The organism is Klebsiella sp. CTHL.F3a, from assembly GCF_019890895.1.
GTDB classification, from domain to species: Bacteria; Pseudomonadota; Gammaproteobacteria; order Enterobacterales; family Enterobacteriaceae; genus Klebsiella; species Klebsiella grimontii.
In genome coordinates this window covers 1,576,208-1,600,704 of sequence record NZ_CP082360.1, presented here as the reverse complement: position 1 = coordinate 1,600,704, position 24,497 = coordinate 1,576,208, and the positions used below count along the sequence as shown (strand labels likewise).

Annotated in this window: 27 protein-coding genes; 5 read left to right on the top strand and 22 right to left on the bottom strand. The window is 58.8% G+C overall.

Annotation, left to right across the window (positions count from 1 at the left end):
- Window positions 1-7: 7 nt before the first annotated feature.
- Together K7H21_RS07670 and pdxK are read right to left on the bottom strand one after the other, a co-directional pair.
- The gene (locus tag K7H21_RS07670) at window positions 8-247 is read right to left on the bottom strand and encodes a hypothetical protein (protein ID WP_004123360.1); all 240 of its coding nucleotides are present in this window, start codon (window positions 245-247) and stop codon (window positions 8-10) included.
- Window positions 244-1,110 carry a pyridoxine/pyridoxal/pyridoxamine kinase gene (gene pdxK, locus K7H21_RS07665; protein ID WP_004123362.1) on the bottom strand — a complete coding sequence of 289 codons (867 nt, stop codon included), beginning with the start codon at window positions 1,108-1,110 and terminating at the stop codon, window positions 244-246. The genes K7H21_RS07670 and pdxK overlap by 4 nt, the downstream gene beginning before the upstream one ends.
- Before the next feature lie 82 nt (window positions 1,111-1,192).
- Between pdxK and ptsJ the strand changes: the two genes are divergently transcribed.
- The 3 genes from ptsJ to K7H21_RS07650 are packed head-to-tail and all read left to right on the top strand — an operon-like array spanning window position 1,193 to window position 3,663.
- Entirely contained in the window at window positions 1,193-2,491 is a 1,299-nt protein-coding gene (gene ptsJ, locus K7H21_RS07660) for a MocR-like B6 salvage transcription factor PtsJ (RefSeq protein WP_142471472.1), read from the top strand.
- Window positions 2,492-2,505: 14 nt separating this feature from the next.
- Complete coding sequence (locus tag K7H21_RS07655) at window positions 2,506-3,213, top strand: type 1 glutamine amidotransferase (protein ID WP_049113205.1); 708 nt, start codon at window positions 2,506-2,508, stop codon at window positions 3,211-3,213.
- A gap of 45 nt (window positions 3,214-3,258) precedes the next feature.
- Window positions 3,259-3,663: a YybH family protein gene (locus tag K7H21_RS07650; RefSeq protein WP_004123370.1), complete on the top strand. Its 405-nt coding sequence runs from the start codon at window positions 3,259-3,261 to the stop codon at window positions 3,661-3,663.
- On the opposite strand, the gene cysM is transcribed toward K7H21_RS07650, so the two are convergent.
- The 9 genes from cysM to K7H21_RS07605 all read right to left on the bottom strand — a co-directional run bounded on the left by cysM (window position 3,660) and on the right by K7H21_RS07605 (window position 11,214).
- A complete protein-coding gene (gene cysM, locus K7H21_RS07645; protein ID WP_004123372.1) occupies window positions 3,660-4,571 on the bottom strand; it encodes a cysteine synthase CysM in 912 nt (303 codons plus the stop codon). The genes K7H21_RS07650 and cysM overlap by 4 nt on opposite strands.
- A 118-nt stretch (window positions 4,572-4,689) precedes the next feature.
- On the bottom strand, window positions 4,690-5,784 hold the full coding sequence (cysA, locus tag K7H21_RS07640; protein ID WP_004123374.1) for a sulfate/thiosulfate ABC transporter ATP-binding protein CysA: 1,095 nt from the start codon (window positions 5,782-5,784) through the stop codon (window positions 4,690-4,692).
- Window positions 5,774-6,649, bottom strand: a complete 876-nt coding sequence (gene cysW / locus K7H21_RS07635) for a sulfate/thiosulfate ABC transporter permease CysW (protein WP_004123376.1) — start codon at window positions 6,647-6,649, stop codon at window positions 5,774-5,776. The genes cysA and cysW overlap by 11 nt, the downstream gene beginning before the upstream one ends.
- Window positions 6,649-7,482 (bottom strand): sulfate/thiosulfate ABC transporter permease CysT, encoded by an 834-nt coding sequence (gene cysT, locus K7H21_RS07630; RefSeq protein WP_004123378.1) that lies wholly within the window; start codon window positions 7,480-7,482, stop codon window positions 6,649-6,651. Before cysT ends, cysW begins: the two co-directional genes overlap by 1 nt.
- The gene (cysP, locus tag K7H21_RS07625) at window positions 7,482-8,498 is read right to left on the bottom strand and encodes a thiosulfate/sulfate ABC transporter substrate-binding protein CysP (protein ID WP_223035684.1); all 1,017 of its coding nucleotides are present in this window, start codon (window positions 8,496-8,498) and stop codon (window positions 7,482-7,484) included. Before cysP ends, cysT begins: the two co-directional genes overlap by 1 nt.
- 219 nt (window positions 8,499-8,717) lie before the next feature.
- Window positions 8,718-9,617 (bottom strand): Dyp-type peroxidase, encoded by a 900-nt coding sequence (locus K7H21_RS07620; protein WP_004123382.1) that lies wholly within the window; start codon window positions 9,615-9,617, stop codon window positions 8,718-8,720.
- 96 nt (window positions 9,618-9,713) lie between these two features.
- Window positions 9,714-10,289 (bottom strand): RpoE-regulated lipoprotein, encoded by a 576-nt coding sequence (locus K7H21_RS07615; RefSeq protein WP_004123384.1) that lies wholly within the window; start codon window positions 10,287-10,289, stop codon window positions 9,714-9,716.
- Window positions 10,290-10,352: 63 nt separating this feature from the next.
- Window positions 10,353-10,802 carry a DUF2919 domain-containing protein gene (locus tag K7H21_RS07610; protein WP_223035683.1) on the bottom strand — a complete coding sequence of 150 codons (450 nt, stop codon included), beginning with the start codon at window positions 10,800-10,802 and terminating at the stop codon, window positions 10,353-10,355.
- On the bottom strand, window positions 10,789-11,214 hold the full coding sequence (locus tag K7H21_RS07605) for a GNAT family acetyltransferase (RefSeq protein ID WP_004104360.1): 426 nt from the start codon (window positions 11,212-11,214) through the stop codon (window positions 10,789-10,791). The genes K7H21_RS07610 and K7H21_RS07605 overlap by 14 nt, the downstream gene beginning before the upstream one ends.
- Window positions 11,215-11,425: 211 nt before the next feature.
- Between K7H21_RS07605 and amiA the strand changes: the two genes are divergently transcribed.
- Together amiA and hemF are read left to right on the top strand one after the other, a co-directional pair.
- Window positions 11,426-12,301 carry an N-acetylmuramoyl-L-alanine amidase AmiA gene (gene amiA / locus K7H21_RS07600; protein WP_004870750.1) on the top strand — a complete coding sequence of 292 codons (876 nt, stop codon included), beginning with the start codon at window positions 11,426-11,428 and terminating at the stop codon, window positions 12,299-12,301.
- The gene (gene hemF, locus K7H21_RS07595) at window positions 12,301-13,200 is read left to right on the top strand and encodes an oxygen-dependent coproporphyrinogen oxidase (RefSeq protein ID WP_142469327.1); all 900 of its coding nucleotides are present in this window, start codon (window positions 12,301-12,303) and stop codon (window positions 13,198-13,200) included. The genes amiA and hemF overlap by 1 nt, the downstream gene beginning before the upstream one ends.
- A gap of 132 nt (window positions 13,201-13,332) precedes the next feature.
- Here the strand turns inward: hemF and eutR are convergent, their stop codons facing one another.
- The 11 genes from eutR to eutN form a co-directional block, all read right to left on the bottom strand.
- Window positions 13,333-14,385, bottom strand: a complete 1,053-nt coding sequence (gene eutR / locus K7H21_RS07590) for an HTH-type transcriptional regulator EutR (RefSeq protein ID WP_004123391.1) — start codon at window positions 14,383-14,385, stop codon at window positions 13,333-13,335.
- A 48-nt stretch (window positions 14,386-14,433) separates the two neighbouring features.
- A complete protein-coding gene (eutK, locus tag K7H21_RS07585; protein WP_004123393.1) occupies window positions 14,434-14,925 on the bottom strand; it encodes an ethanolamine utilization microcompartment protein EutK in 492 nt (163 codons plus the stop codon).
- Window positions 14,926-14,935: 10 nt separating this feature from the next.
- Window positions 14,936-15,595, bottom strand: a complete 660-nt coding sequence (gene eutL / locus K7H21_RS07580) for an ethanolamine utilization microcompartment protein EutL (RefSeq protein WP_004123400.1) — start codon at window positions 15,593-15,595, stop codon at window positions 14,936-14,938.
- A 9-nt stretch (window positions 15,596-15,604) separates the two neighbouring features.
- The gene (gene eutC, locus K7H21_RS07575; RefSeq protein WP_142445930.1) at window positions 15,605-16,498 is read right to left on the bottom strand and encodes an ethanolamine ammonia-lyase subunit EutC; all 894 of its coding nucleotides are present in this window, start codon (window positions 16,496-16,498) and stop codon (window positions 15,605-15,607) included.
- A gap of 20 nt (window positions 16,499-16,518) precedes the next feature.
- Entirely contained in the window at window positions 16,519-17,880 is a 1,362-nt protein-coding gene (gene eutB, locus K7H21_RS07570; RefSeq protein ID WP_004123409.1) for an ethanolamine ammonia-lyase subunit alpha, read from the bottom strand.
- 11 nt (window positions 17,881-17,891) lie between these two features.
- Window positions 17,892-19,295 carry an ethanolamine ammonia-lyase reactivating factor EutA gene (gene eutA / locus K7H21_RS07565; protein ID WP_142445904.1) on the bottom strand — a complete coding sequence of 468 codons (1,404 nt, stop codon included), beginning with the start codon at window positions 19,293-19,295 and terminating at the stop codon, window positions 17,892-17,894.
- Window positions 19,292-20,524, bottom strand: a complete 1,233-nt coding sequence (eutH, locus tag K7H21_RS07560) for an ethanolamine utilization protein EutH (protein ID WP_223035682.1) — start codon at window positions 20,522-20,524, stop codon at window positions 19,292-19,294. Before eutH ends, eutA begins: the two co-directional genes overlap by 4 nt.
- Window positions 20,525-20,694: 170 nt before the next feature.
- Complete coding sequence (gene eutG, locus K7H21_RS07555) at window positions 20,695-21,882, bottom strand: ethanolamine utilization ethanol dehydrogenase EutG (protein WP_004123413.1); 1,188 nt, start codon at window positions 21,880-21,882, stop codon at window positions 20,695-20,697.
- Complete coding sequence (gene eutJ, locus K7H21_RS07550; RefSeq protein ID WP_004123414.1) at window positions 21,872-22,711, bottom strand: ethanolamine utilization protein EutJ; 840 nt, start codon at window positions 22,709-22,711, stop codon at window positions 21,872-21,874. Before eutJ ends, eutG begins: the two co-directional genes overlap by 11 nt.
- Before the next feature lie 10 nt (window positions 22,712-22,721).
- On the bottom strand, window positions 22,722-24,125 hold the full coding sequence (locus tag K7H21_RS07545; protein WP_004123415.1) for an aldehyde dehydrogenase family protein: 1,404 nt from the start codon (window positions 24,123-24,125) through the stop codon (window positions 22,722-22,724).
- An 11-nt stretch (window positions 24,126-24,136) separates the two neighbouring features.
- A complete protein-coding gene (eutN, locus tag K7H21_RS07540; RefSeq protein ID WP_004123418.1) occupies window positions 24,137-24,424 on the bottom strand; it encodes an ethanolamine utilization microcompartment protein EutN in 288 nt (95 codons plus the stop codon).
- Window positions 24,425-24,497 lie beyond the last annotated feature (73 nt).

Here is a 24,497-nt window from a genome sequence, read left to right as displayed (position 1 = left end):
CATTTTTTTATATCGCCGCTTTAAACGGCCGGTAGCGCTTCTCTCGCGAAAGTATTTTCATCCCTTCTGGACTGCTTTCCAGAATCCGCTTCTCGCTATCAGAAACCAGCAAATCACACTGATATCCACCCACGGCGCCAAAGAGCGAACCAATTTCGCAGATATCTTCCAGCGCTTCGCTGCCGGTCGTTTCAAAATGACCGACGACTCTTCCCTGCTGACGCACCACTAAGCGATAGCTCTTCATACTCCTTCCCCTCTCGGCGGCAGAATGAGCTCATCGCAGCCCTGTTCATCGGTCCACGTCATAACCGCCAGCACCCGCTGCGCGGCGACTTTAGCGGCGTCGCCCAGCGGCATTCCGCCCACCAGGCCGCAGGCCAGTTCGGCGCAAAAAAGATCGCCCGTTCCCTTAAGGTCGGTTTCTACACGCGGATGTTCGATCACCTCGACCGACTCTGCGCTAACCACCAGCACGTTGATCGTGGCGCTATCCGCTCCCGGTGCGCTGGTAATAACGACCCATTTCAGTGAATCAGAGAGCAGACTACGGGCGGCAATAATCGCCTCCTGCTGATTATGACAAGGCAGGCCGCTTAGCGTCTCCAGCTCAAACAGATTGGGCGTGATCACCTGAGCCAGCGGGAGCAAATGCGCACGGTAGGCTTCAGGGATCTCGGCCTTGACGTAGATGCCGCTATCCACATCGCCAATGACGGGATCAACGATAATACACAGTTCAGGATGGTGCTCGCGAATGCGCAGCAGCCATTGCGCCAGACGCTTAATCTGCACGGCGCTGCCCATATAGCCGGTCGTTACCGCCCGCAGCTCGCGGAGCGCGTCACGCTCCTCCAGCGCCTTTAAATAGCCGGCAAACCACTCTTCCGGGATAACGCCGCCATAGTAAGTATCATAGTGCGGCGTATTGCTGAACAGCACCGTCGGCACCGCGATGACCCGCAGGCCATGCTGCTTTATCGCCGGTATCGCAATACTGTTGCCTACGCTGCCGTAGACCACCTGCGACTGCACGGCCACAATATCGACCTGCAGCGCCCGGCTTTTATCGTTAAAGAGCACCGATTGTATTTCATCTTGCTGATCCATCCTTTCTCCTCCCGCTGGACAGCGAGTCAGACTCTGATTATCATTCGTCCTATGCTAAAATTCATTTTGTCATAGGTCAATAATGATCGTTGGAAAAACTGCCAGTGAGATCTTCGATAACATCCGCCATCTGGTACAAAGCGGCGCGCTCAAGCCTGGCGATATTTTGCCGCCGGTCCGCGAGCTGGCTGGCAAGCTGGCGGTTAATCGCAATACCGTCGCTGCCGCCTATAAGCGCCTGGTAACCTCCGGTCTGGCCATCAGTCAGGGGCGTAATGGCACCGCCATTAAAACGCATAATACTCTTCCCGCCATTGAAGGGGGCGATCCCTCTTCGCCGCTGAAGGATATTTCCAGCGGCAATCCCGATCCCGCTCGCCTGGCGGACCTCAAGCACTCCCTCGGTGCGATTGCTTTAGCGCCCCGTCTGTACGGCGATGCGGCGGTTGAGCCCCGGCTGGCCGCGTGGGCCAGCCGCTGGGTTAACCCGGATCTGGAGATGGACGCCGAGATTAACCTCGCCAGCGGCGCCGTCGATGCGCTTGAGCGCCTGCTATGCGCCCTGCTGCTGCCCGGCGATAGCGTGGCCATCGAAGATCCCTGCTTTCTCAGCAGCATCAATATGCTGCGCTATGCCGGTTTTCACCCTTCCCCGGTGCCGGTCGACGGGGAAGGCATGCAACCTGAGTCCCTTGAAGAGGCGCTGCGCAACGGCGCCCGGGCGGTCATTATCACCCCGCGCGCACACAATCCGACCGGCTGTAGCCTCAGCGATTCCCGCGCCCGGGCAATACGCCAAATACTGGCCCGCTATCCGCAGGTTCTGGTAATTGTTGACGATCATTTCGCGCTGCTCTCCGCCACGCCCTGGTACTCCCCTATCGCCGTGGAAAGCCAGCGTTGGGCGCTGGTACGCTCCCTGTCAAAAACCCTGGGGCCGGATATGCGTCTGGCCATCGTCGCCAGCGACGCCGACACGTCGGCGGCACTGCGACTGAGGCTGAATTCCGGTAGCCAATGGGTCAGCCATCTGTTGCAGGATCTGGTCATCGCCTGCCTTAACGACAACGCCTTTATGGCCTCTCTGGCGGAAACCCGGCGCCACTATCGTCAGCAGCATGAAAAGCTGATTGCCGCCCTCACCAGCCGCGGAATCACCCACCTGACGCCAGGAGACGGGCTTAATTTTTGGTTCCCGCTGCAGGAGCCGAGCCAGCCGGTGGCGCTCCGTCTGGCGCACGCCGGCTGGCTGGTTCGCGAAGGCGAAACGTTCGGTATCCGCGAACCAGCGCACGGGCTGCGGTTGTCGCTTGCAACGCTTAACGATAATGAAATTAATAAGCTCGCCAATGACTTATACCAGATATTACAACAACAGTGACGGGAGTTAACGCTATGCAGATCCACTTTATCGTCCATGAAGTCTTTGAAGCGCCGGGAGCTTACCTGCGCTGGGCGCAGGCGCGCGGCTACGGTACCAGCTGGTCGCGGGTATATGCGGGAGATGCGCTCCCGGAAAACGCCGATGCTTTTGATATGCTGGTCGTGCTCGGCGGCCCACAATCTCCGCGCACAACATTAACTGAGTGCCCCTGGTTTGATAGCCACGCCGAGCAGCGTTTGATTGCACAGGCCATTGCCGCCGGGCGGATCGTGGTGGGGATTTGTCTCGGCTCGCAGCTTATCGGTGAAGCGCTGGGCGCGCCGGTTATGCAGAGTCCAGAAAAAGAGGTCGGCCACTATCCTATCACGCTCACCACGGCAGGTCTGCAGGATGACAAACTGGCCCATTTTGGCCCCTCGCTGGTCGTCGGCCACTGGCATAACGATATGCCTGGCCTGACGCCAGAGGCGGAAGTGATGGCCTCCAGCGAAGGCTGCCCGCGGCAAATTGTGAAATACAGCGACCGGGTCTATGGCTTCCAGTGCCACATGGAGTTTGATGCTGAGGTCATCGAGCTGCTGATCTCTCATTCACAGCTGGAGCTCAGCGCCGCCAGAGGCAGGCGTTTCATTCGCAGTGAACAGGAGATGCGCGCCTGGGATTATCGCGAAATGAATGAGAAGCTATGGGTGTTCCTTGATAAGCTGACGGCAAAGTAAGCAAAACGCTTTTATTCAAGCCCGACAATGCGAGGATCGCCAGAAATGCACAATCCCAACCCGCAACTTAAAGCCGCCATCGAAGCCTGCGATCGCGCTATCTCCCAGGAAGATTACGCAACACTGATGGAATATTACGCTGAAGACGCCGCGCTTGTCGTCAAACCAGGCATGGTGGTCAGAGGCAAAGAAAATATTCGCAACGCGTTTATCGCCATTGCCGACTATTTCCAGCACCGGCTGGTGGTGACGCAGGGAAAAATGGAGATCATCGAAGGCGGCGATAATGCGCTGGTGATTATGGAGACCCGACTGGATATCCCGACAGAAGCCGGGATAACACAGGTCACGCGGCGCGCAACCTATGTCTTTCGTCAGCAGGGCGAACGCTGGCTCTGCACCGTGGACAACTCCTACGGAACCGACCTGCTCGACATGCCCGAAGTTTAAATTCCCGCGCCCTGGGTAAAGTGCTCTTCGCCAAATACACCGGTAGAAAGGTAGCGATCGCCGCGATCGCAAACGATCGCCACCACTACCGCGCCGGGATTTTCGCGGGCAACGCGCAACGCGCCCGCCACCGCGCCGCCGGAACTGACGCCGCAGAAAATCCCTTCCTTCACCGCCAGCATCCGCATGGTGTTTTCGGCATCCTGTTGATGGATATCGAGCACCACGTCCACCAGCTGCGCGTTAAAAATACCCGGCATATATTCGGCAGGCCAGCGGCGAATTCCGGGAATACTGCTCCCCTCTTCCGGCTGCAGTCCGACGATGCTCACCGCTTTATCCTGCTCGCGCAGAAAACGCGATACGCCGGTAATGGTGCCGGTGGTGCCCATACTGGAGACAAAATGGGTGATCCGCCCGTCGGTCTGCCGCCAGATTTCCGGCCCGGTGGTGGTGTAGTGCGCGTACGGGTTGTCCGGGTTGTTGAACTGATCGAGCAGCTTGCCTTCGCCGCGCTGTGCCATTTCTAACGCTAAGTCACGCGCACCTTCCATTCCCTGCTCTTTCGTCACCAGAATTAGCTCCGCGCCGTAGGCGCGCATGGCGGCACGGCGCTCCTGGCTCATGTTGTCCGGCATCAGCAGCTTCATCTGATAGCCTTTAAGCGCGGCGATCATCGCCAGCGCAATGCCGGTGTTGCCGCTGGTCGCTTCAATCAGCACATCACCGGGCTTAATTTCTCCGCGCTTCTCAGCCTCGACAATCATCGACAGCGCCGCTCTGTCTTTCACCGAGCCCGCGGGATTGTTGCCTTCGAGTTTGACCCATATTTCGCTGCCGTTGTCCGGCCCCATGCGCTGCAGTTTGACCAGAGGAGTGTTGCCGATGGTGTGTTCGAGTGTATTCACGATTTCTACTCAATAAAAAAGCCGGGTGGCGCTTCGCTTACCCGGCCTACAAGACGTAGTGATAACTGTAGGCCCGATAGGCGAAGCGCCACCGGGCGATAAACTATGCAATAAGCTATCAGGCCGATTCAGCCAGAGCAAGCTCCTCACGCGGCTCAATACGTTCATTGCCGTTGTACAGACGCGCGTTCTGCAGGCCAACAAACAGGCGTTCCCCGCGGTGCGGCGCATCTTCACCCTGATGCACCACGGTTAGCGGTTCGTCATACCACCCGAGAGGCTGCACAACTAATTGGGTGTAGTGGCCTTTCGGGCTCGCTTCCAGCACCTGTACCGGCAGCGGCGAATCCAGGCTGGTACGACGGCTGATATCCACTTCCCACGGACGCAAGAACAGATCGACCGGCCCCTGGTACGCCGGGGTATAGCCCAACGGCCAGCGATGCGCGCCGACGTGGAACTGACCGCCGCGAAGGGTTCCCTTCAGGCGGTTAACTTCGCCCATGAACTCCAGCACAAAACGAGTGGCCGGCTCGCGCCATACCCGATCGGGCGCATCGGCCTGTTCGATATTGCCCTGGCTCATGACCACCACGCGATCGGCAACTTCGGTCGCCTCTTCCTGATCGTGCGTGACAAATACGCTGGTAAACTTCAGCTCTTCGTGCAGCTGACGCAGCCAGCGTCTCAATTCTTTACGTACCTGGGCGTCCAGCGCGCCAAAAGGTTCATCCAGCAGCAGAATCTGCGGTTCAACCGCCAGCGCGCGCGCTAACGCGACGCGCTGCTTCTGCCCGCCGGAAAGCTGGGCCGGATAGCGATCCGCCAGATGCGCCAGCTGGACCATCTCCAGCAGTTTGGTGACTTTTGCCTTGATGCCGGCAGCATTTGGTCGTTCACGACGCGGCAGTACCGTCAGGCCAAAGGCGATATTGTCGAACACCGTCATATGGCGAAACAGCGCGTAGTGCTGGAACACGAAGCCGACTTTACGGTCGCGTGCATGCACGCGGCTGACGTCGGTACCGTGAAAACGGATATGGCCGCTGGACTGATTTTCCAGCCCGGCGATGATACGCAGCAGCGTGGTTTTCCCGGAGCCTGACGGCCCCAGCAGCGCGACCATCTGTCCGGAGGGGATATCCAGCGAGATATCATTCAGCACCTGCGTGCGACCAAAAGACTTCTTAATATTGGCAATCTCAATGCTCATGATTTCCCTCCAGTTGCGCGCGTTTTTCCTGATTGGCCAAACGCCATTGCACCATACTCTTCAAAAATAGGGTCAAAATAGCCATTAACGTCAGCAGGGCGGCGGCGGTAAAGGAACCGACGGAATTGTAATCCTGCTCCAGTAGTTCAATTTGTAGCGGCAGCGATAAGGTTTCGCCGCGAATTGAGCCGGAAACCACCGACACGGCGCCGAATTCACCAATCGCGCGGGCGTTAGTCAGCACCACGCCGTAGAGCAGCGCCCAGCGAATGTTGGGCAGCGTAACCCGGCGGAACATCTGCCAGCCCGAAGCGCCGAGCAGAATCGCCGCCTCATCTTCATTACTGCCCTGGCTCATCATCACTGGCACCAGTTCGCGGACCACAAACGGACAGGTCACAAAAATGGTCGCCAGGACCATACCCGGCCAGGCAAACATAATCTGTAGGTTATGCTCATCGAGCCAGCCGCCCAGCGGACCGTTAGAACCGTAAAACAGCAGATAAACCAGACCCGCCACCACCGGCGAGACGGCAAAAGGTATATCCAGCAGCGTCAACAGCAGCTGACGGCCTGGAAAGGTAAAGCGCGTCACCAGCCACGCCAGCAGCGTACCGAAAACCAGGTTTACCGGTACGGTAATCAAGGCAATCATGACCGTTAGCCAGATGGCGTGCAGCATGTCCGGGTCTGCAAGATTTTGCAGCACCGGCATCAGGCCTTTGCTAAAGGCCTGCACGAAGATATAGACCATCGGCACAATCAGGATGAAGGCAGAAACCAGCACGCCCGCACCTATCAGAAACCATTTACCCCAGTTGATGCGGGGCGCATCGTATCGCTTCAATTGCGTAACTTCCGCCATCAGTGACCTACCACACGTCGACCAAAGCGACTTTGCAGAGTGTTAATCGAGTACAGCAGCAGCAGCGAGGCAGCGAGGATCACCGAAGCGATCGCGCTCGCCGCCGGGTAATCGAACTCCTGCAAACGGATAAAAATCATCAGCGAGGTCACTTCCGTTTTCCACGCAATGTTGCCGGCGATAAAAATCACCGCGCCGAACTCCCCGAGGCTGCGGGTAAAGGACAGCGCAACGCCGGCCATCAGCGCCGGGGAAAGCTCCGGCAGCACCACCTTGCGAAAGCTCTGCCAGCGCGTGGCGCCCAGGGTTTCCGCCGCTTCTTCATATTCCGGGCCCAGCTCTTCCAGCACCGGCTGCACGGTACGCACCACAAACGGGATGCTGGTAAAGGCCATGGCCACCGCGATACCGAGCCACGTATAGGTGACTTTAATATCAAATTTCGCCAGCCACTCGCCGTACAACCCGTTCACGGAGAAGAGCGACGCGAGGGTTAAGCCGGCAACGGCCGTCGGCAGCGCAAACGGCAAATCCATCAGAGCATCAAGCAGCGTGCGGCCCGGGAAGCGGTAGCGGGTTAAGATCCACGCCATCAGCAGACCGAACACGCCGTTAAAAATCGACGCCACAAACGCCGAGAGCAGCGTCACTTTATAGGCCGCTACCACCTGCGGGTTGGTGACCACATCCCAGTACTGCGCCCAGCTCATCTGGGCAAGCTGCATCACCAGCGCGCTGAGCGGTAACAATAGGATCAGGCAGACGAACAGCAGGCTGGTCCCGAGGCTTAAGGTAAAGCCCGGCAGCACGCGTTTAGTCGATACTGCAAACATTACTTACGCCCCGCCGCCAGCAGTTTGTCCAGCTCACCGCCGCTGGCAAAATGGGTTTTCATCACTTCCGGCCAGGAACCAAATTTATCTTCCACGCGGAACAGCTCGGTCTGCGGGAATTTCTCTTTCAGGGAATCCATCACTTTCGGGTTGTTCACGCGATAGTAATAGTCCGTGATGACCGTCTGCGCCTGCGGGCTATAGAGCCAGTTCAGGTAGGCTTTCGCCGCTTTCTCCGTTCCGTTGGCCTGCACGTTTTTATCCACCCAGGCAACCGGGAATTCAGCGAGGATATTGGTTTTAGGAATGACCACCTCAAAGCCCTGATCTTCGTACTGTTTACGAATGTTATTCACTTCAGACTCGAAGCTAATCAGCACATCGCCAAGCCCACGCTCGGCAAAGGTGGTAGTTGCGCCGCGCCCACCGGTATCAAACACCTCGACGTTTTTCAGAAACTGAGTCATAAACTGCTCGGTTTTCGCTTTATCGCCGCCGTCAGCTTTGTCCGCGGCCCCCCAGGCAGCCAGGTAGGTGTAACGGGCATTGCCGGAGGTCTTCGGGTTCGGGAAAATCAGCTTCACGTCGGAACGCACTAAGTCATTCCAGTCGTGGATATTTTTCGGGTTGCCTTTACGCACCAGGAATCCCATCGTCGAGTAAAACGGCGAGCTGTTATTCGGCAGACGGCTTTGCCAGTCCGCCGGGATCAGTTTACCTTTGTCGTGCAGAATCTGGACGTCGGTCACCTGATTGTAGGTCACCACGTCGGCCTTAAGCCCTTGCAGAATCGCCAGCGCCTGTTTTGATGACCCGGCATGAGATTGTTTAATCGTCAGCTTATAGCCGCCGTTATCTTTCGCCCACTGCTGTTCAAACTGCGGGTTAAGGGCGGCAAACAGCTCGCGGGAAACATCGTAGGAACTGTTCAGCAGTTCCGTCGCCTGCGCCTGCGCAACCAGCAGCACAGAAGCAGCCAGCGCCAGATATCCTTTTGTTAATGATTTAACGGCCATTGCGCACCCTTATCAATATGATGATTTTCTGCTGATCATCATATTTATAACGGCTATGAAAGGAGTAACGGTTTTATATACCGTTTGGCGATTTGGAAGTCGAAAAGAGAATAAGGAAATGGCAAAGCTTATCTGAATCACGCATTCAGAACCGGAAACCGTTCGACGCTTGCCTGCGGTGCCGAACGGTTTCCTCCCCTTGTGGGGAGAGGGGAAATCTTACAGCGCCAGCAGTCTATCCAGCGAAGGCGCGAAGTAGTATCCGCCGGTCACCGGTTTGGTAAAACGCAGCATCGCATCACGCTTACCGTCAGTATCGCCGAACATGCTCAGCAGCTGCTGCTCAATGTTGTACAGACGGGCGCAGTAAGCGCAAAAGTAGAGGCCGTGGGTACCGCTGGCGGTGCCGTACGGCAGGCTCTGACGGACAATCTTCAGCCCTTTTCCCTCTTCTTTCAGATCCACGCGGCTCAGGTGAGAGGTGTCCGGACGATCGTCGCCGTCAATCTCTTCGTTGGCTTCTTTGGTGCGGCCGATCATCATCTCCTGGTCAGGGACGCTCATGCGATTAAGCTGCTTGAGGTTGTGCTCCCAGCGCTGCACGAATACGTAGCTGCCGCCCGCATCGACGCCATCCTGAATCACCGCCACTTCACGGCGCGTCTCTTCGCCGGCCGGATTTTCAGTACCGTCGACAAAGCCGCTCAGATCGCGCTCTTCAATCCAGCGAAAGCCATGAATCTCTTCTTTAACATCAACTGCTGCGCCAAAAGCAGACATGGCCGCCTGCGCCACAGAGAAGTTCAGCTCATGCTGCGCGGAGAGAATGTGGATCAGCACATCGTACTGGGTCGACGGCGCCAGACCTTTGCCGTAGGCCGGAAAGTCTTTTAGCTCTTCGGCCCCAACGCCGCCGCTCAGCTGGCGCCAGACGTTATGGCCAAAAGCCACCACCGCCCCCAGCTTCGCTTGCGGGTATTTCGCCTGAAAGGTGGCTAACTTATCGGCAAACACTTTGCTGGCTTCACGCAGGGCGTCAACATCGCCTTTGACATTTGCTTCAATCCAAATCGCCGCACGGCAATGTTCCGGCAAAATGCCGCTCTGAACCTGAGACATCGCTCCTCCTGAAAAATAGGACAGCCACAACGCTGTGGCTTTTTTAAGGCGTTATTGTACCCGCTTTTTCAGGACCTCGAATCACTTCAGATCAAATTAGCGGCGCCAGATAATCTTGCTCACCTTCCAGTTCTTCAGCGTGTCGTCGGAGGGCATTAACTCTTCAGGACCGCTCCAGTTGCCGGTGAAAGCATAGCTAATATGCTGGCTGCCCTCGGCCTTGCATTCCACCACGGCACCGTTGTCGTTGCTGCCTTTCTGGCAGTTGCCAAACGCCTTGCTGTAGATATCGCTGAACGGGGTACCAATTTTCACGCCGCTGGCGGCTTTGATATTGCTATCGCGCACGTCGATGCGGCTGATAGTCCCGCTCTCGCCGTTAATGGTGAGCGCGACCTTGCCATCTTTTAACGCTTCGAAATAGCGCACAATATTACCGTTAGCCGTTTTCATGCCGCTGCGCAGGCGGTAGCTGCTGCCGAGCGCATCACCGATCGCCTGTTCGTTCAGCGGCGTTGACGCCGTCAGGTTGCCTACGCCCTGTTCGGTCACTTCCGTGGAGGAACCAAACCAGTTCCACGGATAGGCCGCCGACCAGTTAACCGAGCTCATCGTCGAGCAGCCGGTTAAAGCCAGCGGTAATGCGCAGAGAAATAAACGTAGCGATTTCATGACTGAGTGTCCTTTCTGATTTATTCAACGCATGTTGGAGTGCGCGATCGGCAAAAAGTGCCGTTAAACCTGTTCTTCGCGAAAACAGGCCTGCAGCCGACGGCTGCTTAACAGCCACCAGAGCGCATAAAGATCCGCCGCCAGCAGGCCGATGGTCAGCGCCGAGGGCGATTCGCCGCTCATCCAAAGCAGTGGTTGCCAGACCAACAGCAATAGCTGGGAAAGCGTCAGCAACCAGCGCATCAGGGGCCAGAGCCGGGGAAAGCGCTGACGATGCCCGCTAATAATAAACGCCAGCACCGCCGGGATGCCGGGAAGCAATCCCAGCCAAAAATTATCGTGGTCCGGATAAAACAGATTCAGCAGCGCGTCGCCCTGCTGCCGTGACGCGCCGGCCATCAGAAACAGCACCCATGTTCGCGCCTGGAGCAGCAGTACGCACCAAAAAAGAAACGGCAAACGCAGGCGGCCGTGGGTATCAAAATCGGCGGGGATAAACTCAGTATTCTTCATCTTCAATTAGGCGCTTGCCGAGGCACAGTACATCTGAATGCTCATAGCCAAGGCGTTCGTACATCCCCTGCACCACGTCATTATCTTCGCGTATCATAATGTTTATTTTCGGGCAGCCGCGGGCAATCAGCTTTTTCTCCAGCCGGTTAAGCAGCGCGTTAGCAATACCGCGTCCGCGATATTCAGGATGCACGCCAAGATAATAGGCAGACCCGCGATGACCGTCATAACCGCCCATCACCGTGCCGACCACTTCTCCGTTAACCTCGGCGACCAGAAACAGGCTGGCATCGTGGTTCAGCTTACGTTCAATGTCCATTTCCGGATCGTTCCATGGTCGCAGGAGATCGCAACGCTCCCACAGGGTAATGACCTCTTCGAAATCTTGCTGGCGAAAAACGCGTATCTCCATGGTATTCCCCACCATTGACGGTTAAAAACAGAGATTATGGCGCGATTGTGCCCGATAGCCAATATCAGGCGCAATGAGCCGCAAAAAATGGCATAATATGACTTTGTCATGTATTGAAATGAAAAGTAAAACAATTCTTATTTTGAATGGTCGTATCAGAAAACACGATACGATATAACATTGGTTACCACTTGTTTGCAATTCAGGCCGAATGAGCACTTTTAAACCTTTAAAAATACTTGCTTCGCGCCGCCAGGTGCTGAAAGCCGGGCTGGCAGCAATCACGCTTTCAGGGATCGCCTCACAGGCCAGCGCGAAAGAACAACAGCCATTGAAAACATCCAATGGGCACAGCAAACCCGCAGCGAAGAAAAAAGGCGCCAAACGCGTCGTGATGCTCGACCCGGGCCATGGCGGTATTGACACCGGCGCTATCGGCCATAACGGTTCAAAAGAGAAGCACGTAGTGCTGGCGATCGCTAAAAACGTGCGCAGCATCCTGCGTAGCAACGGTATCGATGCGCGCCTGACGCGCAGCGGCGACACCTTTATTCCGCTCTATGACCGCGTGGAGATCGCCCACCAGCACGGCGCCGATCTGTTTATGTCAATTCACGCTGACGGCTTCACCAACCCGAGCGCGGCCGGCGCCTCCGTTTTCGCCCTCTCCAACCGCGGCGCCAGTAGCGCCATGGCGAAATATCTCTCGGACCGTGAAAACCGGGCGGATGAAGTGGCCGGCAAGAAAACGACGGATAAAGACCACCTATTGCAGCAAGTGCTGTTCGACCTGGTACAAACTGATACCATCAAAAACAGCCTGACGCTCGGCTCGCATATCCTGAAAAAGATTAAGCCAGTGCATAAGCTGCACAGCCGCAATACCGAACAGGCGGCGTTCGTGGTGCTGAAATCGCCATCGATTCCGTCGGTACTGGTAGAGACGTCGTTTATTACCAATCCGAACGAAGAAAAACTGCTCGGCACCACTGCCTTCCGGCAGAAAATCGCCACAGCGATTGCCAACGGCATTATCAGCTATTTCCACTGGTTCGATAACCAGAAAGCCCATTCGAAGAGACGTTAATGAGACCCGACGCGCACCAGGTAAAAGCCTTCCTCCTTCAGCTCCAGGATGCTATCTGCCAAAAGCTCAGCGCCGTTGACGGCGACGAATTTGTCGAAGATAGCTGGCGACGGGAAGGCGGCGGCGGCGGGCGCAGCCGGGTGCTGCGCGATGGCGGGATCTTTGAGCAGGCTGGGGTTAACTTTTCGCACGTGCACGGCGATGCGATGCCGGCTTCCGCTACTGCTCACCGTCCTGAGCTGGCTGGCCGCAGCTTTGAAGCGATGGGCGTCTCGCTGGTCGTGCATCCGCGCAGCCCCTATATCCCCACCAGCCATGCCAACGTGCGCTTCTTTATCGCGGAAAAACCGGGCGCCGATCCGGTATGGTGGTTCGGCGGCGGCTTCGATTTAACCCCCTACTACGGCTTTGAAGAAGATGCCGTGCACTGGCATTGTACCGCCCGCGATCTGTGCCAGCCCTTCGGCGAAGACGTTTATCCGCGTTATAAAAAGTGGTGCGATGACTATTTCTTTCTCAAACACCGTAACGAGCAGCGCGGCATCGGCGGCCTGTTTTTCGATGATTTGAATACCCCCAGCTTCGATCATTGCTTTGACTTTATGCAGGCGGTGGGTAACGGCTATACCGAGGCGTATTTGCCGATTGTCGAGCGACGCAGGGAAATAGCATGGGGTGAACGCGAGCGGGATTTTCAGCTCTACCGTCGCGGGCGCTACGTGGAGTTTAACCTGGTATGGGATCGCGGCACCCTGTTCGGCCTGCAAACCGGCGGCCGCACCGAGTCCATCCTGATGTCAATGCCGCCGCTGGTACGCTGGGAATATAACTACCAGCCGGCAGCGGATAGCCCGGAAGCGGCGCTAGGCAAGTTCATTCAGGTGCGCGACTGGGTATAAAATTGCCTGATGGCGCGGTTCGTAGGCCGGATAAGGCGTTTACGCCGCCATCCGGCGCTGCTTTGCCCGATGGCGCTACGCTTACAGGCCTACGATAACGGCATGAAACACCATCCGGTAAATCAATCGCCATCACGCCCACTGCCGCATCCGCTGATGCAGCGTCAGCGACGGTTTCTCGGCGAACAGCTGCTGATAATCGGTGGCGAACTGGCCCAGATGCCAGAATCCCCACTGCATTGCGGCATCCTTAACCGTGGCGCTCTGCGACCACGGGCTGATCAGCTCCCGGCGCACCGCGTTTAAGCGTATACGCTTCAGCCACGCGTTCGGTCCTATTCCGAGAATTGCGTGAAAGGCGTTTTGCAGCGTACGGCGGCTGACGTGCAGCTGATTGCACAGGTCGAGAACGGTCAGCGGCTCCGACATATTCTCCAGTACATACTCCCGCGCCCGGGACAGCAGCCGCCGGTAACTCTGATGGCTGATGCTCTCGGCGGTGACGATCGGTTGCGCCTCCTCCAGCATCGCCCCCATCGCCAGCAGCAGATTATCACCCAACACTTTGCGCACCGCGGGCTGATGCAGGTTTTCCGGGTTCTCGCTGAACGTCGCCAGCGCCTGCTGCACGAAGCCCCACAGCGCCGCTTTATGCTGCTCTTTGACTTCCAGCGCCGACTGGTTACGCAACATATGCAGCACTCTTTCCGGGTGATGCAGGAAGCCCGCGTGGCGGGTAATCACGTCCTCTGAAATGACCACCCCAAGAATGGTGTAATCGTCCGGCGTACTGAGTTCGAACTCCGTGCCGCCGGGCCGGGTGGCGATTTCGGCGCTGCCGAGACACTGTGAGCCAATAAATCCCTGCTCGCCGCGAGTGGCCGGAATACCGAACCAGAACGAGTTAGGCCACACCAGGCAAGACTGGCGCAGGGCCAGACCGGTATATTCACGAAAGACCTGAATATCATCGAGCAGGATTTCGGTAAATTCACCGTGGAATTTCCCCGGATGAAGCTGATCGTAAATCTGCTGCCAGGCGGTAATCGTCAGGGCATGTTCATAGACATCGGTGGTTCGCCGCTGGTGGACGTTGTCCACCTCGACCATCGGCGTTAGCTTAACGTCTTCGGGTAATGCTTCATGATAAAGATGGTGCAGGTTGGCCGGTGTTTTCTTTTTCATGATCTTTTAAACCGGGAGCGTTTTCACGATCCCGGCACCTCCGACAGGTTAATTTTTTAAGCGATAGCGGCTACTGCGTTTACGCAACGCTCCGGTAGAAAACAGCTGCTCCAGCGCCTTCCTGGCTTCCTCAAGCGACCAGCCGAAATGTGCGGCCACTTCCCCGGCGGTCATTCCCTGACGCGCCGACGCCAGCAGCGTCAGTAAGGGCGCGGAGGATTCCGCTTCCTCGGACCGCTCAGGCGGCTCGGGCGCTTTCGGCGGCCGTTGAAAGCCGCCGATCAGCCACTGGGTATCCTCTTCAGGACGACCGATCTCCCGACGACTAATAACGCGCCCCGTACGCTGCGCCGCAGCGCTGCCGGCATCCAACGCCGCCCGGCATGCCGCCAGGTCGCCTTCCACCACCAACGTCAGCCTGCCGGGGTCGAGGACCTCATGGCTGAGCAGCCGCACGTTGGCCGCCTTCAGCATCGCATCCGCCGCGTCAACGGCGGCGACCATACCGTCCACTTCCAGTAATCCCAGGGCGTTGATCATCGCTTCCCCCTTACGCGCGCTGAATTGGATGACGGGCAATATCCAGAACGGCATCGGTAAAGGCATTGCAGGCGGCTTTACAGGCGGCCTGGCTACCCGTCAAAAACGCGGCGGAATAGTTGGTTTCCGACGGCGGCGGCACGTAGGTCACCAGCTGAACGTCGGCCGATTTCATTGCCGCATCGATGCCGAAGGTCGCCTCCAGCGGCGGCGCTACCAGGTAAGCGATCGGATCGCCCAATGCGATACCGGAGGTAGACGAGAGATAAGAGCCAGTTCGTGACACCACGTGCGCCAGAAACGCCGTATCTTCGGCATCGTTGGCCCACTGGAACGCGGCCCCATTTTCGATATGCGCCACCATCGCATCCAGACCGGCGCGAACTTCCGCCGGATTCGGGCCGCCCAGCATAATCAGCACTTCACCTGCGGTTGGCGACGGACCGTGAGCCGCGCCGGCGTAGAGAGAGCGGCCATACACCACTTCGACCATCGCCTGTTTTGTCGCTTCGTCAGCGGCAATATAAGTCACATCATCTGAATCCGCCGTGATGAGTCCGAGGCTACGTATATGTGGCGGTAATTTAAGCTCGCGGGCAAAGCCGTCATTCACTGAAGCAATCACGCGCATGGCCGTCACCGAAGGGCGAATTAAATCTAATGCAGGCATGATGCCTCCTTACCGAGTCATGTTGATGCCGGAAGCCTTCTGCTCCAGCATGCGTTTGGCCAAATCGACGATCACCGCGGCGGCTTCTACCGGCGGCGTGCCGCCCTGGTGAATATTTGAAATACAGGTCCGGTCCGCTTCGACGGTGGTCGCTACGCGCGGCGAATAAACGGCGTAACAGGAGAGGCTTTCCGACTGCCCTAGCCCCGGGCGTTCACCCACCAGCAAAATCACCACCTTCGCGCCGAGGATTTCGCCAATCTGATCTTCAATTTTGACCCGCCCGTAGCGGACGAAGAATGGCGTACCGACCTTCAGCCCGGCCTGCTTCAGGCCCGACAGCAGCGGTGGTAGGATCTCTTCATAGTTGACGGTGATCGCGTCGGTAGAGAGGCCATCGGACACCACCACCTGAACGTCAGGATTCACCACGCACTGCGCCTTCAGCGCCTCAATCGCCTCCGGACTCAGCCGACGGCCCATATCCGGGCGCGTCAGGTAGAGGTTCTTGTCGCTAATCTCGGAGCGAACCTCCAGTAGGCCCTGGGTTTTCACCCACTCCTCCGGCACCTCTTTCAGCACCGTATCCTTGGAACGGGAGTGGTCGGCGAGGAAGCGAAGCAGCGCAAGGGTGCGCGGACGCGGACCGGCGCGACCGGTACACACGCGCGCCGCGGTGCTGCGTTTCAGTTCGGTCAGCACTTCCGCGCGATGCGGCTGCTGCACGCCAATCCAGCCTTTCGCCTCTGGCGAACCTAAATCCAACGCGCAGCTCTCCGCCGCGACCTCGCACCGGCTGGCGCATTTCGCCACCTCCGCCTCAGGCGCTTGCGCAGCCGTTTGCGGTTGTCCCATTGACGCCATCACGCTGCGTACAATTTCTTCAATCTGCTTTTGATCCATCATGTGTCATCCCCGCGTCATCAAAAGAACAGTGACGGATCGCCCGCCCGTTTGGTCAGACGACCGTTTGCCATAATGCCCATGGTTTCCAGCCAGCGTTCGAACTCCGGCGACGGCCGTAAATTCAGCAGCTGACGGACGGTGGCGGTATCGTGAAATGCGGTGGTCTGATAGTTGAGCATGATGTCGTCGCCGAGCGGCATGCCCATGATGTAGTTGCAGCCGGCGGTGGCGAGCAGAATCATCAGGTTTTCATTGAGGTTCTGGTCGGCGTCGGCATGGTTGGTGTAGCAGCAGTCGCAGCCCATTGAGATGCCGCTCAGCTTGCCCATAAAGTGATCTTCGAGACCGGCGCGAATAATCTGCCGATCGTTATAGAGATACTCCGGCCCGATAAAGCCCACCACGGTATTGACGAGGAACGGATCGTAGTGCCGTGCCAGGCCGTAGTTACGCGCCTCCATCGTCACCTGATCGGCGCCGAAGTTAGCGCCAGCCGACAGCGCCGAGCCCTGCCCAGTTTCAAAGTACAGGCAGTTCTCCCCGGCGATGCGGTTAAACTCGGCCCCCACCGCGCGCGCTTCGTCGAGCATCGCCAGCTCCACGCCAAACTCTTTTAGCCCCTTTTCGCTGCCACAGATGCTCTGGAAGATCAAGCCGCCCGGGGCGCCGCGGCGAATCGCTTCAATCTGGGTGGTGACGTGCGCCAGCACGCAGCCCTGGGTCGGGATATTGAATTTATCGATAACGCCGTAGACGGTATCAAGGACGCGGGTCAGGTTCTCCACATCATCGGTCACCGGGTTGACGCCGATCACCGCATCGCCCGCGCCGAAAGAGAGCCCTTCGTAGATTTGCGCAGCAATGCTCTGCACGTCATCGCGGGTATCGTTCGGCTGCAGGCGGCAGCTAAAGGTGCCCGGCAAGCCGATGGTGGTGTTGGCTTTTTTAATCACCGGCATTTTCTTCGCGCCGTAGATCAGGTCGGCGTTGGAGCAGACCTTCGCCACCGCCGCCACCACTTCCGAGGTCAGCCCTTTACGCACAAACGCAATATCGTCGCTACTGACTTCATCGTTCAGCACGTATTCGCGCAGGTCGCTGATGGTCCAGTTTTTAATCCGTTGATAGGCGGTTTCGTTGACGTCGTCCTGGATCAGGCGCGTCACGCAATCCTCTTCATACGGAATCACCGGGTTGTTACGAATATCGGCGACCGTCATATCGGAGAGCACCTGCTTCGCCGCCACACGCTGCTGCGAACTTTCCGCCGCCACGCCCGCCAGCACATCCCCCGAACGCAGTTCGTTGGCTTTAGCCAGCACCTCTTTTACATCCTTAAATTGATAAACATTGCCGAACAATGTGGTCTTTAGTTTCATAAGTCGTTCCCTCAGGAAGGAAATGCGAGTGATTTCACCGTCACCGGCACAACCGATCCGCCAAAAAGAGGCGTACCAATGTCGATATAGTCCCCCGCCCGTACGCTCACCTCATCGATGACCGCCAGCGGGAGTTGTTGCAGCTGAGGACGCAGCAGCATGCCCAGCGCTTTGCCAAAGTCCTGCTCCGCCACCACCAGCAGTGGATGCGGGTTGGGAAAGCGCGCGACAAAAGCTAATAGGGCGTCAATCACCACCAGCAGGGTGGCGTAGCGCACCGGTAGCGATGCGGGAAGCGCCAGCACGTAAGCATCCGTTTTAGGATCCAGATCGAGCTGCATCAGCGCCTGCTGCCAGGCGCTCAGCAGATCGGCGTCATCAGGCGGGATCGCCACCGGCAGGTTGCGCAGCGGTAGCTGAACTCCCTCCAGCCAGATGGTGCTGCCAGAGAGCGAAAGCGTGTGCGCGCCGGCGCCAATCACCGTGGCGCGCACGGTTTGCGCCGGGAACTGCACGTTCATCTCACGCAGGCGCGGATGCTCATGTAGCGCCGTAGCCAGCAGCGGCCCGATATCCGCAAAGCAGAACGGGTCGGCGGGCTGGTTGCGATAGCACTCGCCCACTCCGCCGGAAAGGGTAATTACCTCGGGTATCGCCCCTGCGGGCAGCAGGCTGGTTTGCATCAGCCGTTGCGCCAGCGGAGAGAGCGCGCCGTCAATGACTTCGACGATCAGCTCCGCCATCCGCCGCGCCACCTGGGCCAGCTGCCCGGCGGTCAGCGAGCGGGCGCAGGTTCCAGGACCGAAAACCGCATCGACAATCATCTGTCCAGGCTGATGCGCATGGACCACGCGCCCCTGGCTGTCGGTCTCCAGCAGGCGACCGCCGACGTTGAGGCAGGCGGTGCCGCTGACTTTGCCGGCGTCAAACAGGGCATAGTTTGACGTGCCACCACCGATATCAATGTTGAGAACCCGGCACAGGTGCTGTGCCGACAGGGCTTGTGCCCCGGCGCCGTGACCGGCAATCACCGACTCCAGGTGCGGCCCGGCGCTGGCCACCACGAAATCGCCGAGCGACTGAGAGAGCGCCATCACCGCCGGCCGGGCGTTGCGGGTTTTCGCGCTTTCGCCGGTAATAATGATCGCCCCGGAGTCCACCGATTCGGGGGCAATGCCGGCGGCCTGATACTGGGCCAGGATCAGCGCCTTGAGCTCTGCCTCCTTTAGACCGCCCTGCTTATCGACAGGGGTGAAGAAGACCGGGCTTTGCCAGCTAATTTCGCGTTTGATAAATTCGTAGCGCGGCACCTGCGACACCGCCGCACGGTTAACCAGTTCAAGGCGGGAGAAGATCACCTGAGTGGTAGTGGTGCCGATATCGATACCAACGCTCAGCAGCTGGCGAGTTTTCACGATTGCGCCTCCGCTTCGGTTTTCGCTGCCGCGGGTACATTTTCATCTTTTGGCACCAGCAGCATCGCCACGCCGATAGCGGTGACGCCGCCGATCAGCTTGCCGACGATCATCGGGAAAATCATGGCGTTCATGTTGGCGGCGGCGAAGCCCAGGTGGTCGCCCAGCGCGAAAGCGGCAGACACGGAGAACGCGCAGTTGATCACTTTGCCGCGGGTATCCATCTGCTTCATCATGCCGAACATTGGGATGTTGTTAGCCAGCGTCGCCACCATGCCGCCGGCGGCCATATTATTGATTTTCAGCAGATTACCGACGCGCATCAGCGGCTTTTCAAACCAGCGGGTCAACAGCAGTACCATCGGGTAAGCGCCGAGCAGCACGCAGGAGATCGAACCAATAACTTCGATAGCGCGCATCACCTCGCCGGGCTGGTCGCCGGGAGCCATAAAAATCGGGTCGAGTCCTGGGATCAGATCCCAGCCAAGCAGAAACTTGATGACCGCCGCCGCCAGGCCGATAGTGATCAGCGCCACCAGAAATTTGGCGAAGATCTGGAAGCCGTTGATCATTTTTTCCGGAATAAACTTCAGCCCCAGCGCTACCAGCACCGCGACAATAAGCACCGGGATCATATTCATCAGGATCAGCGCGAAGGTGAACTCTACCGGCTGTCCATTAATCTCCACGCCGGAGTACATGGCCACCAGGCCGCCGGCGATACAGCCGATCGGAATCGTGACGATCCCGGCCAGTACGCCCAGCGCCAGGTAGCGGCGGTCGGAGGGCTCGATAATGCCGAGCGCGACCGGAATGGAGAACACCAGCGTCGGCCCCATCATCGCCCCGAGGATCAGGCCGGAATAGAGCCATGCCGCCACGTCGCCGCCCGCCAGCTCTTTTGCGAGGAAGAAGCCGCCCATATCGCAGGCCAGCAGCGTTCCGGCGAACATCGACGGGTTGGCGCCGAGTATTTCATACAGCGGAATAATCACCGGCCCGAGCAGATGCGCCAGTACCGGCGCCAGCGCGGTCATCCCGACCATCGCCAGGCCCAGCGCGCCCATCGCCATAAAGCCCTCTTCGAACTGGCCGCCGGATCCTTCAATACTTTTGCCAAACTTGCCGAGAAAGCGCGCCGAACCGCCAAACTGCGACAGGATCCTGTCCACGGCGGCAATCAGCATAAAGAACATCATGATGTACATGATGATTTCGTTAATTCCCATAGCCTTTACTCCCTGTCATTTATGATTTGTATTAACACTCTGCGGCCTTCCCCCGGGGGCGGCGCAAAGCGCCTTGCCCGGGCTACCGGTTCAGCGCGGCTTGCCAGGCTTGTAGCCCGGACAGATGCGCAGCATCGCCTCCGGGAAAATTCGCCGGTGTTAAGGCCGCATCAGTGCGCCGCCGCGTACAGCTCGATAATCTGCTCCCGGGCAGCGGTGCGTGGATTGGTGCGCAGACAAATGTCCTCCTGCGCCGCCTGCGCCCACGCGCTGAAATGCTCAAGCTTTGCGCCGGCATCTGAGAGTCGTTGACTCAGGCCCACTTCGGCGATCAACGCCTCTACGGCGGCAATTGCCTCGTGGTCATCGGTTTTTTTAGCGGTGAGCGCCCGGCCGATTTGGCTGAACCGCTCGCGGCATACCATGCGGTTAAACGCCATCACCGTTGGCAGCAGCATGGCGTTGGCCTGGCCGTGGGGAATATGCAGCGCCGCGCCGGGCTGATGCGCCATCGCATGGCATAAGCCCAGACCGGCGCTGGAAAAAGCCATTCCCGCCATGCAGGAAGCCAGCAGCATACTTTCGCGGGCGGCAAGATCGTGACCGTAGCCCACGGCCTTAGGCAGCGCCTGGCCAATCATCGCTATCGCGCCAAGCGCCAGACTATCGGTAAAGGGCGTCGCGTTGAGCGCGCTGTATGCCTCTACGGCGTGGGTCAGCGCGTCTATCCCGGTCATCGCCGTCACCTGGGGCGGAACGCCTTCGGTCAGGGCGGCGTCGAGAATCGCCACGTCCGGCATGAGCGAGGCGTGGGCCAGCACCTGCTTGCGCCCGCTGACCGCATCGATAATCACCGTCACGTTGGTGGTTTCTGAGCCGGTTCCGGCGGTCGTCGGCACCGCAATCAGCGGCAGACGCGGGCGCAGTATGCTGCTTTCCGTCATCTCACTTAGCGTTTGCTCCGGGTTGGTGACCAATAGCGCCACCGCTTTCGCCGCGTCCAGCACCGAACCGCCGCCAAAGGCCACCACGCCGTCGCACTTCGCTTCGCGCAGCTGCGCCACCGCCGCGCAGACGTCGGTAACGCACGGCTCCCCTGGCGGACAGGGCCAGACGGTCATCGCCACGCCTTTCACCGCCAGGCTGCGCGCAAGCCCGGCAGTCATTCCCGCCTGATGCAGGAAGCTGTCGACCATCACAAACAGATGCTTTACGCCTCGCGCTTGCGCTTCCTGGCCGCAGGCGCTGAGCGCGCCGAGGCCGCACAGCGTCACCGGCGGCACGCTGAAGGTTTTCACCCGCTGCAAATTCAAGGTGTCGAATGCCTGAAAAAGCGCCGTCTGCAGTTCAGCTTGCATTGATTCCCTCCGCTTTCTCTCTTCCACTGTTGGCTATCGCCAGCGGGGTCATAAACAGGCTGTGCTGCGGTAAATGCACCTGTAATTCCGGGAAGCGCTTACGAAACAGCGCATCCACGCCCGGCTGCATGCAGGAGCCGCCCGCCAGCCACAAATCGGCAATTTCCTGACCGTCAATATGACGAGCGACGATCTCCGCCATCTTTTCGTACACCGGCTTCACCACCGGCCAAATCTCCTGCGCGTTGCTGCGCTTGAACTGCTCCGCCTCTTCCAGCGGAATGCGGCGGTTACCAGCGAGAGTCAGGGAGATATGGTGGCCACCGGTCGCTTCATCGGCGGAGTAGATCACTTTGCCGCGCTTCACGATGGCGATCCCTGTGGTGCCGCCGCCGATATCCACCACGCCGGCGTTATCGAGCTGCAGCAGGTCCGCCACCGCGGTCGGTTCATCGAGTACGTGACTCACCTCTAACCCTGCGGACTCCAGCACGTTGATCGAAATACGCGGATCGGTACCCGGAGGAAATGAGGTCGCCGCATGAGTGAAGCGGCAGCCAAGCTGCCGTTCCAGCGCGTCGAGATGGCGGCGCACGATGGTAACGGCGCCGAAGAAATCCCAGACGATGCCGTCGCGCACCACGTCCGCCCAGTCGAGGCACACCGCAACCGGCTGCCCGTCACCGTCGACCACCATCGACACCACATCGCAGGTGCCTAAATCCACACCCAGCCACAGCGGCGAACCGCTGAGCGCAGGCGTCTGGTTACACAGGGTTGCCGCTTTTTGCAGCCGGGGCGTGAGCCAACGTTGTTCGTCGTGTGCCATCGGTCGCCCCTTATACAATTCGGAAGGCGTCTACCAGCACGCAGCGGCGCAGGCGGACAAAGGTGCGCGCGCTGGTCACCCCTTCCCCGGTTGGCGTGGTGATAGTCATGGTGGTCCAGCCTTCCCCGCCCAGGCCGAGCCCGGCGATGCACGGCCCGTTTTTGACGAAAATGCTGGTATCAATGGCGTTCGCCATCTGGTTCATGTTGTCGATATTGCGCGAGTGCATCGCCGCCGTATGGTGGCAGCCGCCTTCCAGCTGAACCGCCAGCGCGATGGCTTCGTCGACGTTGGCAACCCGTACCACCGGGAGCACCGGCATCATCAGTTCGGTGACGGCAAACGGATGGCTGGCCGGGGTTTCAACGAACAGCAGGCGCGTCTGCTGCGGAACGTTCAGGCCGATGGCTGCGGCAATCTTGCCGGCGTCGCGGCCAACCCAGTCGCGGCTGACGGTGCCTTTGCCGCGCTCATCGATATTTTTAAGCAGCACCGGCTGAAGCTGCTCGGCCTGAGCGGTGCTGAGCTTCACCGCCTGCTGGCCTTCCATCAGGCGCATCAGTTCGTCGGCAACGCTATCGACCACGATCAGCACCTTTTCGTCGGCGCAGATGATGTTGTTATCAAACGAGGCGCCTTTGACAATGGACTGCGCGGCGCGCGCCAGGTCGGCGGTTTCGTCGACCACTACCGGCGGGTTACCGGCCCCAGCGGCGATCAAACGTTTATTGGTATGTTTACGCGCGGATTCCACCACGGCTTCCCCGCCGGTGACCACCAGCAGACCAATGCCGGGGTACTTAAACAGCCGCTGGGCCGTTTCGATATCCGGGTTCGCCACGGTGACCAGTAGATTGGCCGGACCACCCGCGGCAATCACCGCCTGGTTGAGCAGCATAATCGCCCGCTGAGAGACCTTTTTCGCCGCCGGATGCGGGGCGAACACCACGCTGTTGCCCGCGGCAATCAGGCTGATGGCGTTATTAATCACCGTCGCCGCCGGGTTGGTGGATGGGGTGACCGAGGCCACCACGCCCCACGGCGCGTTTTCAATCAGCGTCAGGCCGTTATCGCCGGTCAGCACCTGTGGAGAGAGGCACTCCACGCCCGGCGTGCCGCGCGCCTGCGCCACGTTTTTGGCAAATTTATCCTCCACGCGGCCCATGCCGGTTTCGCTAACCGCCAGCTCCGCTAATTCCCTGGCGTGCTTTTCGCCCGCCTCGCGAATGGCGTGAATCGCCAACTGACGCATCGCCACGCTTTTCAACCCCTGCTGAGCCACTTTTGCTGCCGCGACGGCGTCATCAAGGGAGGCGAAGACGCCCATCTCATGAACGGTACTGTCCGGCTTGCTGCTGTCCGTCATTTTCAGCAGTACCGCTTTCACCACCTGTTCAATATCCTGTTGATTCATGATGTTCAGTCCTATTTATGGAAAATCACCTGACCGCCGGCCACCGCTTCATCGACGATACCGATGACGCACAAATCGACAGGAGACGCCTCGCTGCGGTGCGCCTGTCGCGCCGAGCTTCCACTCACCAGCAGAACCCATTCCCCGGCTCCCGCGCCGATGCTATCGGTGGCGACGGCGCACTGCCCGTCAGGCTTCCCTGCGGCATCAATCATCTCCACCATCAGCAGCTTGTCGTGCGCCAGCCCCTGATGGCGGACGGTGCAGACAATGTGTCCCGTGACGACTGCCAGTTTCATACCCGCCTCCCTGGATTACGTGGTGAGTCGTAGGCCTGATAAGCGCAGCGCCATCAGGCAATAGCGCGCGTTA

Excerpts from the sequence above, each read along its gene's own strand:
- ptsJ (WP_142471472.1), top strand. The coding sequence starts at position 1,193 with ATGATCGTTGGAAAAACTGCCAGTGAGATCTTCGATAACATCCGCCAT.
- amiA (WP_004870750.1), top strand. The coding sequence starts at position 11,426 with ATGAGCACTTTTAAACCTTTAAAAATACTTGCTTCGCGCCGCCAGGTG.
- pdxK (WP_004123362.1), bottom strand. The coding sequence starts at position 1,110 with ATGGATCAGCAAGATGAAATACAATCGGTGCTCTTTAACGATAAAAGC.
- eutK (WP_004123393.1), bottom strand. The coding sequence starts at position 14,925 with ATGATCAACGCCCTGGGATTACTGGAAGTGGACGGTATGGTCGCCGCC.
- eutC (WP_142445930.1), bottom strand. The coding sequence starts at position 16,498 with ATGGATCAAAAGCAGATTGAAGAAATTGTACGCAGCGTGATGGCGTCA.
- K7H21_RS07615 (WP_004123384.1), bottom strand. The coding sequence starts at position 10,289 with ATGAAATCGCTACGTTTATTTCTCTGCGCATTACCGCTGGCTTTAACC.
- cysW (WP_004123376.1), bottom strand. The coding sequence starts at position 6,649 with ATGGCGGAAGTTACGCAATTGAAGCGATACGATGCGCCCCGCATCAAC.
- hemF (WP_142469327.1), top strand. The coding sequence starts at position 12,301 with ATGAGACCCGACGCGCACCAGGTAAAAGCCTTCCTCCTTCAGCTCCAG.
- eutN (WP_004123418.1), bottom strand. The coding sequence starts at position 24,424 with ATGAAACTGGCAGTCGTCACGGGACACATTGTCTGCACCGTCCGCCAT.
- K7H21_RS07650 (WP_004123370.1), top strand. The coding sequence starts at position 3,259 with ATGCACAATCCCAACCCGCAACTTAAAGCCGCCATCGAAGCCTGCGAT.
- eutL (WP_004123400.1), bottom strand. The coding sequence starts at position 15,595 with ATGCCTGCATTAGATTTAATTCGCCCTTCGGTGACGGCCATGCGCGTG.
- eutJ (WP_004123414.1), bottom strand. The coding sequence starts at position 22,711 with ATGGCACACGACGAACAACGTTGGCTCACGCCCCGGCTGCAAAAAGCG.
- K7H21_RS07655 (WP_049113205.1), top strand. The coding sequence starts at position 2,506 with ATGCAGATCCACTTTATCGTCCATGAAGTCTTTGAAGCGCCGGGAGCT.
- K7H21_RS07545 (WP_004123415.1), bottom strand. The coding sequence starts at position 24,125 with ATGAATCAACAGGATATTGAACAGGTGGTGAAAGCGGTACTGCTGAAA.
- cysA (WP_004123374.1), bottom strand. The coding sequence starts at position 5,784 with ATGAGCATTGAGATTGCCAATATTAAGAAGTCTTTTGGTCGCACGCAG.
- eutR (WP_004123391.1), bottom strand. The coding sequence starts at position 14,385 with ATGAAAAAGAAAACACCGGCCAACCTGCACCATCTTTATCATGAAGCA.
- cysT (WP_004123378.1), bottom strand. The coding sequence starts at position 7,482 with ATGTTTGCAGTATCGACTAAACGCGTGCTGCCGGGCTTTACCTTAAGC.
- K7H21_RS07620 (WP_004123382.1), bottom strand. The coding sequence starts at position 9,617 with ATGTCTCAGGTTCAGAGCGGCATTTTGCCGGAACATTGCCGTGCGGCG.
- K7H21_RS07605 (WP_004104360.1), bottom strand. The coding sequence starts at position 11,214 with ATGGAGATACGCGTTTTTCGCCAGCAAGATTTCGAAGAGGTCATTACC.
- cysP (WP_223035684.1), bottom strand. The coding sequence starts at position 8,498 with ATGGCCGTTAAATCATTAACAAAAGGATATCTGGCGCTGGCTGCTTCT.
- K7H21_RS07670 (WP_004123360.1), bottom strand. The coding sequence starts at position 247 with ATGAAGAGCTATCGCTTAGTGGTGCGTCAGCAGGGAAGAGTCGTCGGT.
- eutH (WP_223035682.1), bottom strand. The coding sequence starts at position 20,524 with ATGGGAATTAACGAAATCATCATGTACATCATGATGTTCTTTATGCTG.
- eutB (WP_004123409.1), bottom strand. The coding sequence starts at position 17,880 with ATGAAACTAAAGACCACATTGTTCGGCAATGTTTATCAATTTAAGGAT.
- K7H21_RS07610 (WP_223035683.1), bottom strand. The coding sequence starts at position 10,802 with ATGAAGAATACTGAGTTTATCCCCGCCGATTTTGATACCCACGGCCGC.
- eutG (WP_004123413.1), bottom strand. The coding sequence starts at position 21,882 with ATGCAAGCTGAACTGCAGACGGCGCTTTTTCAGGCATTCGACACCTTG.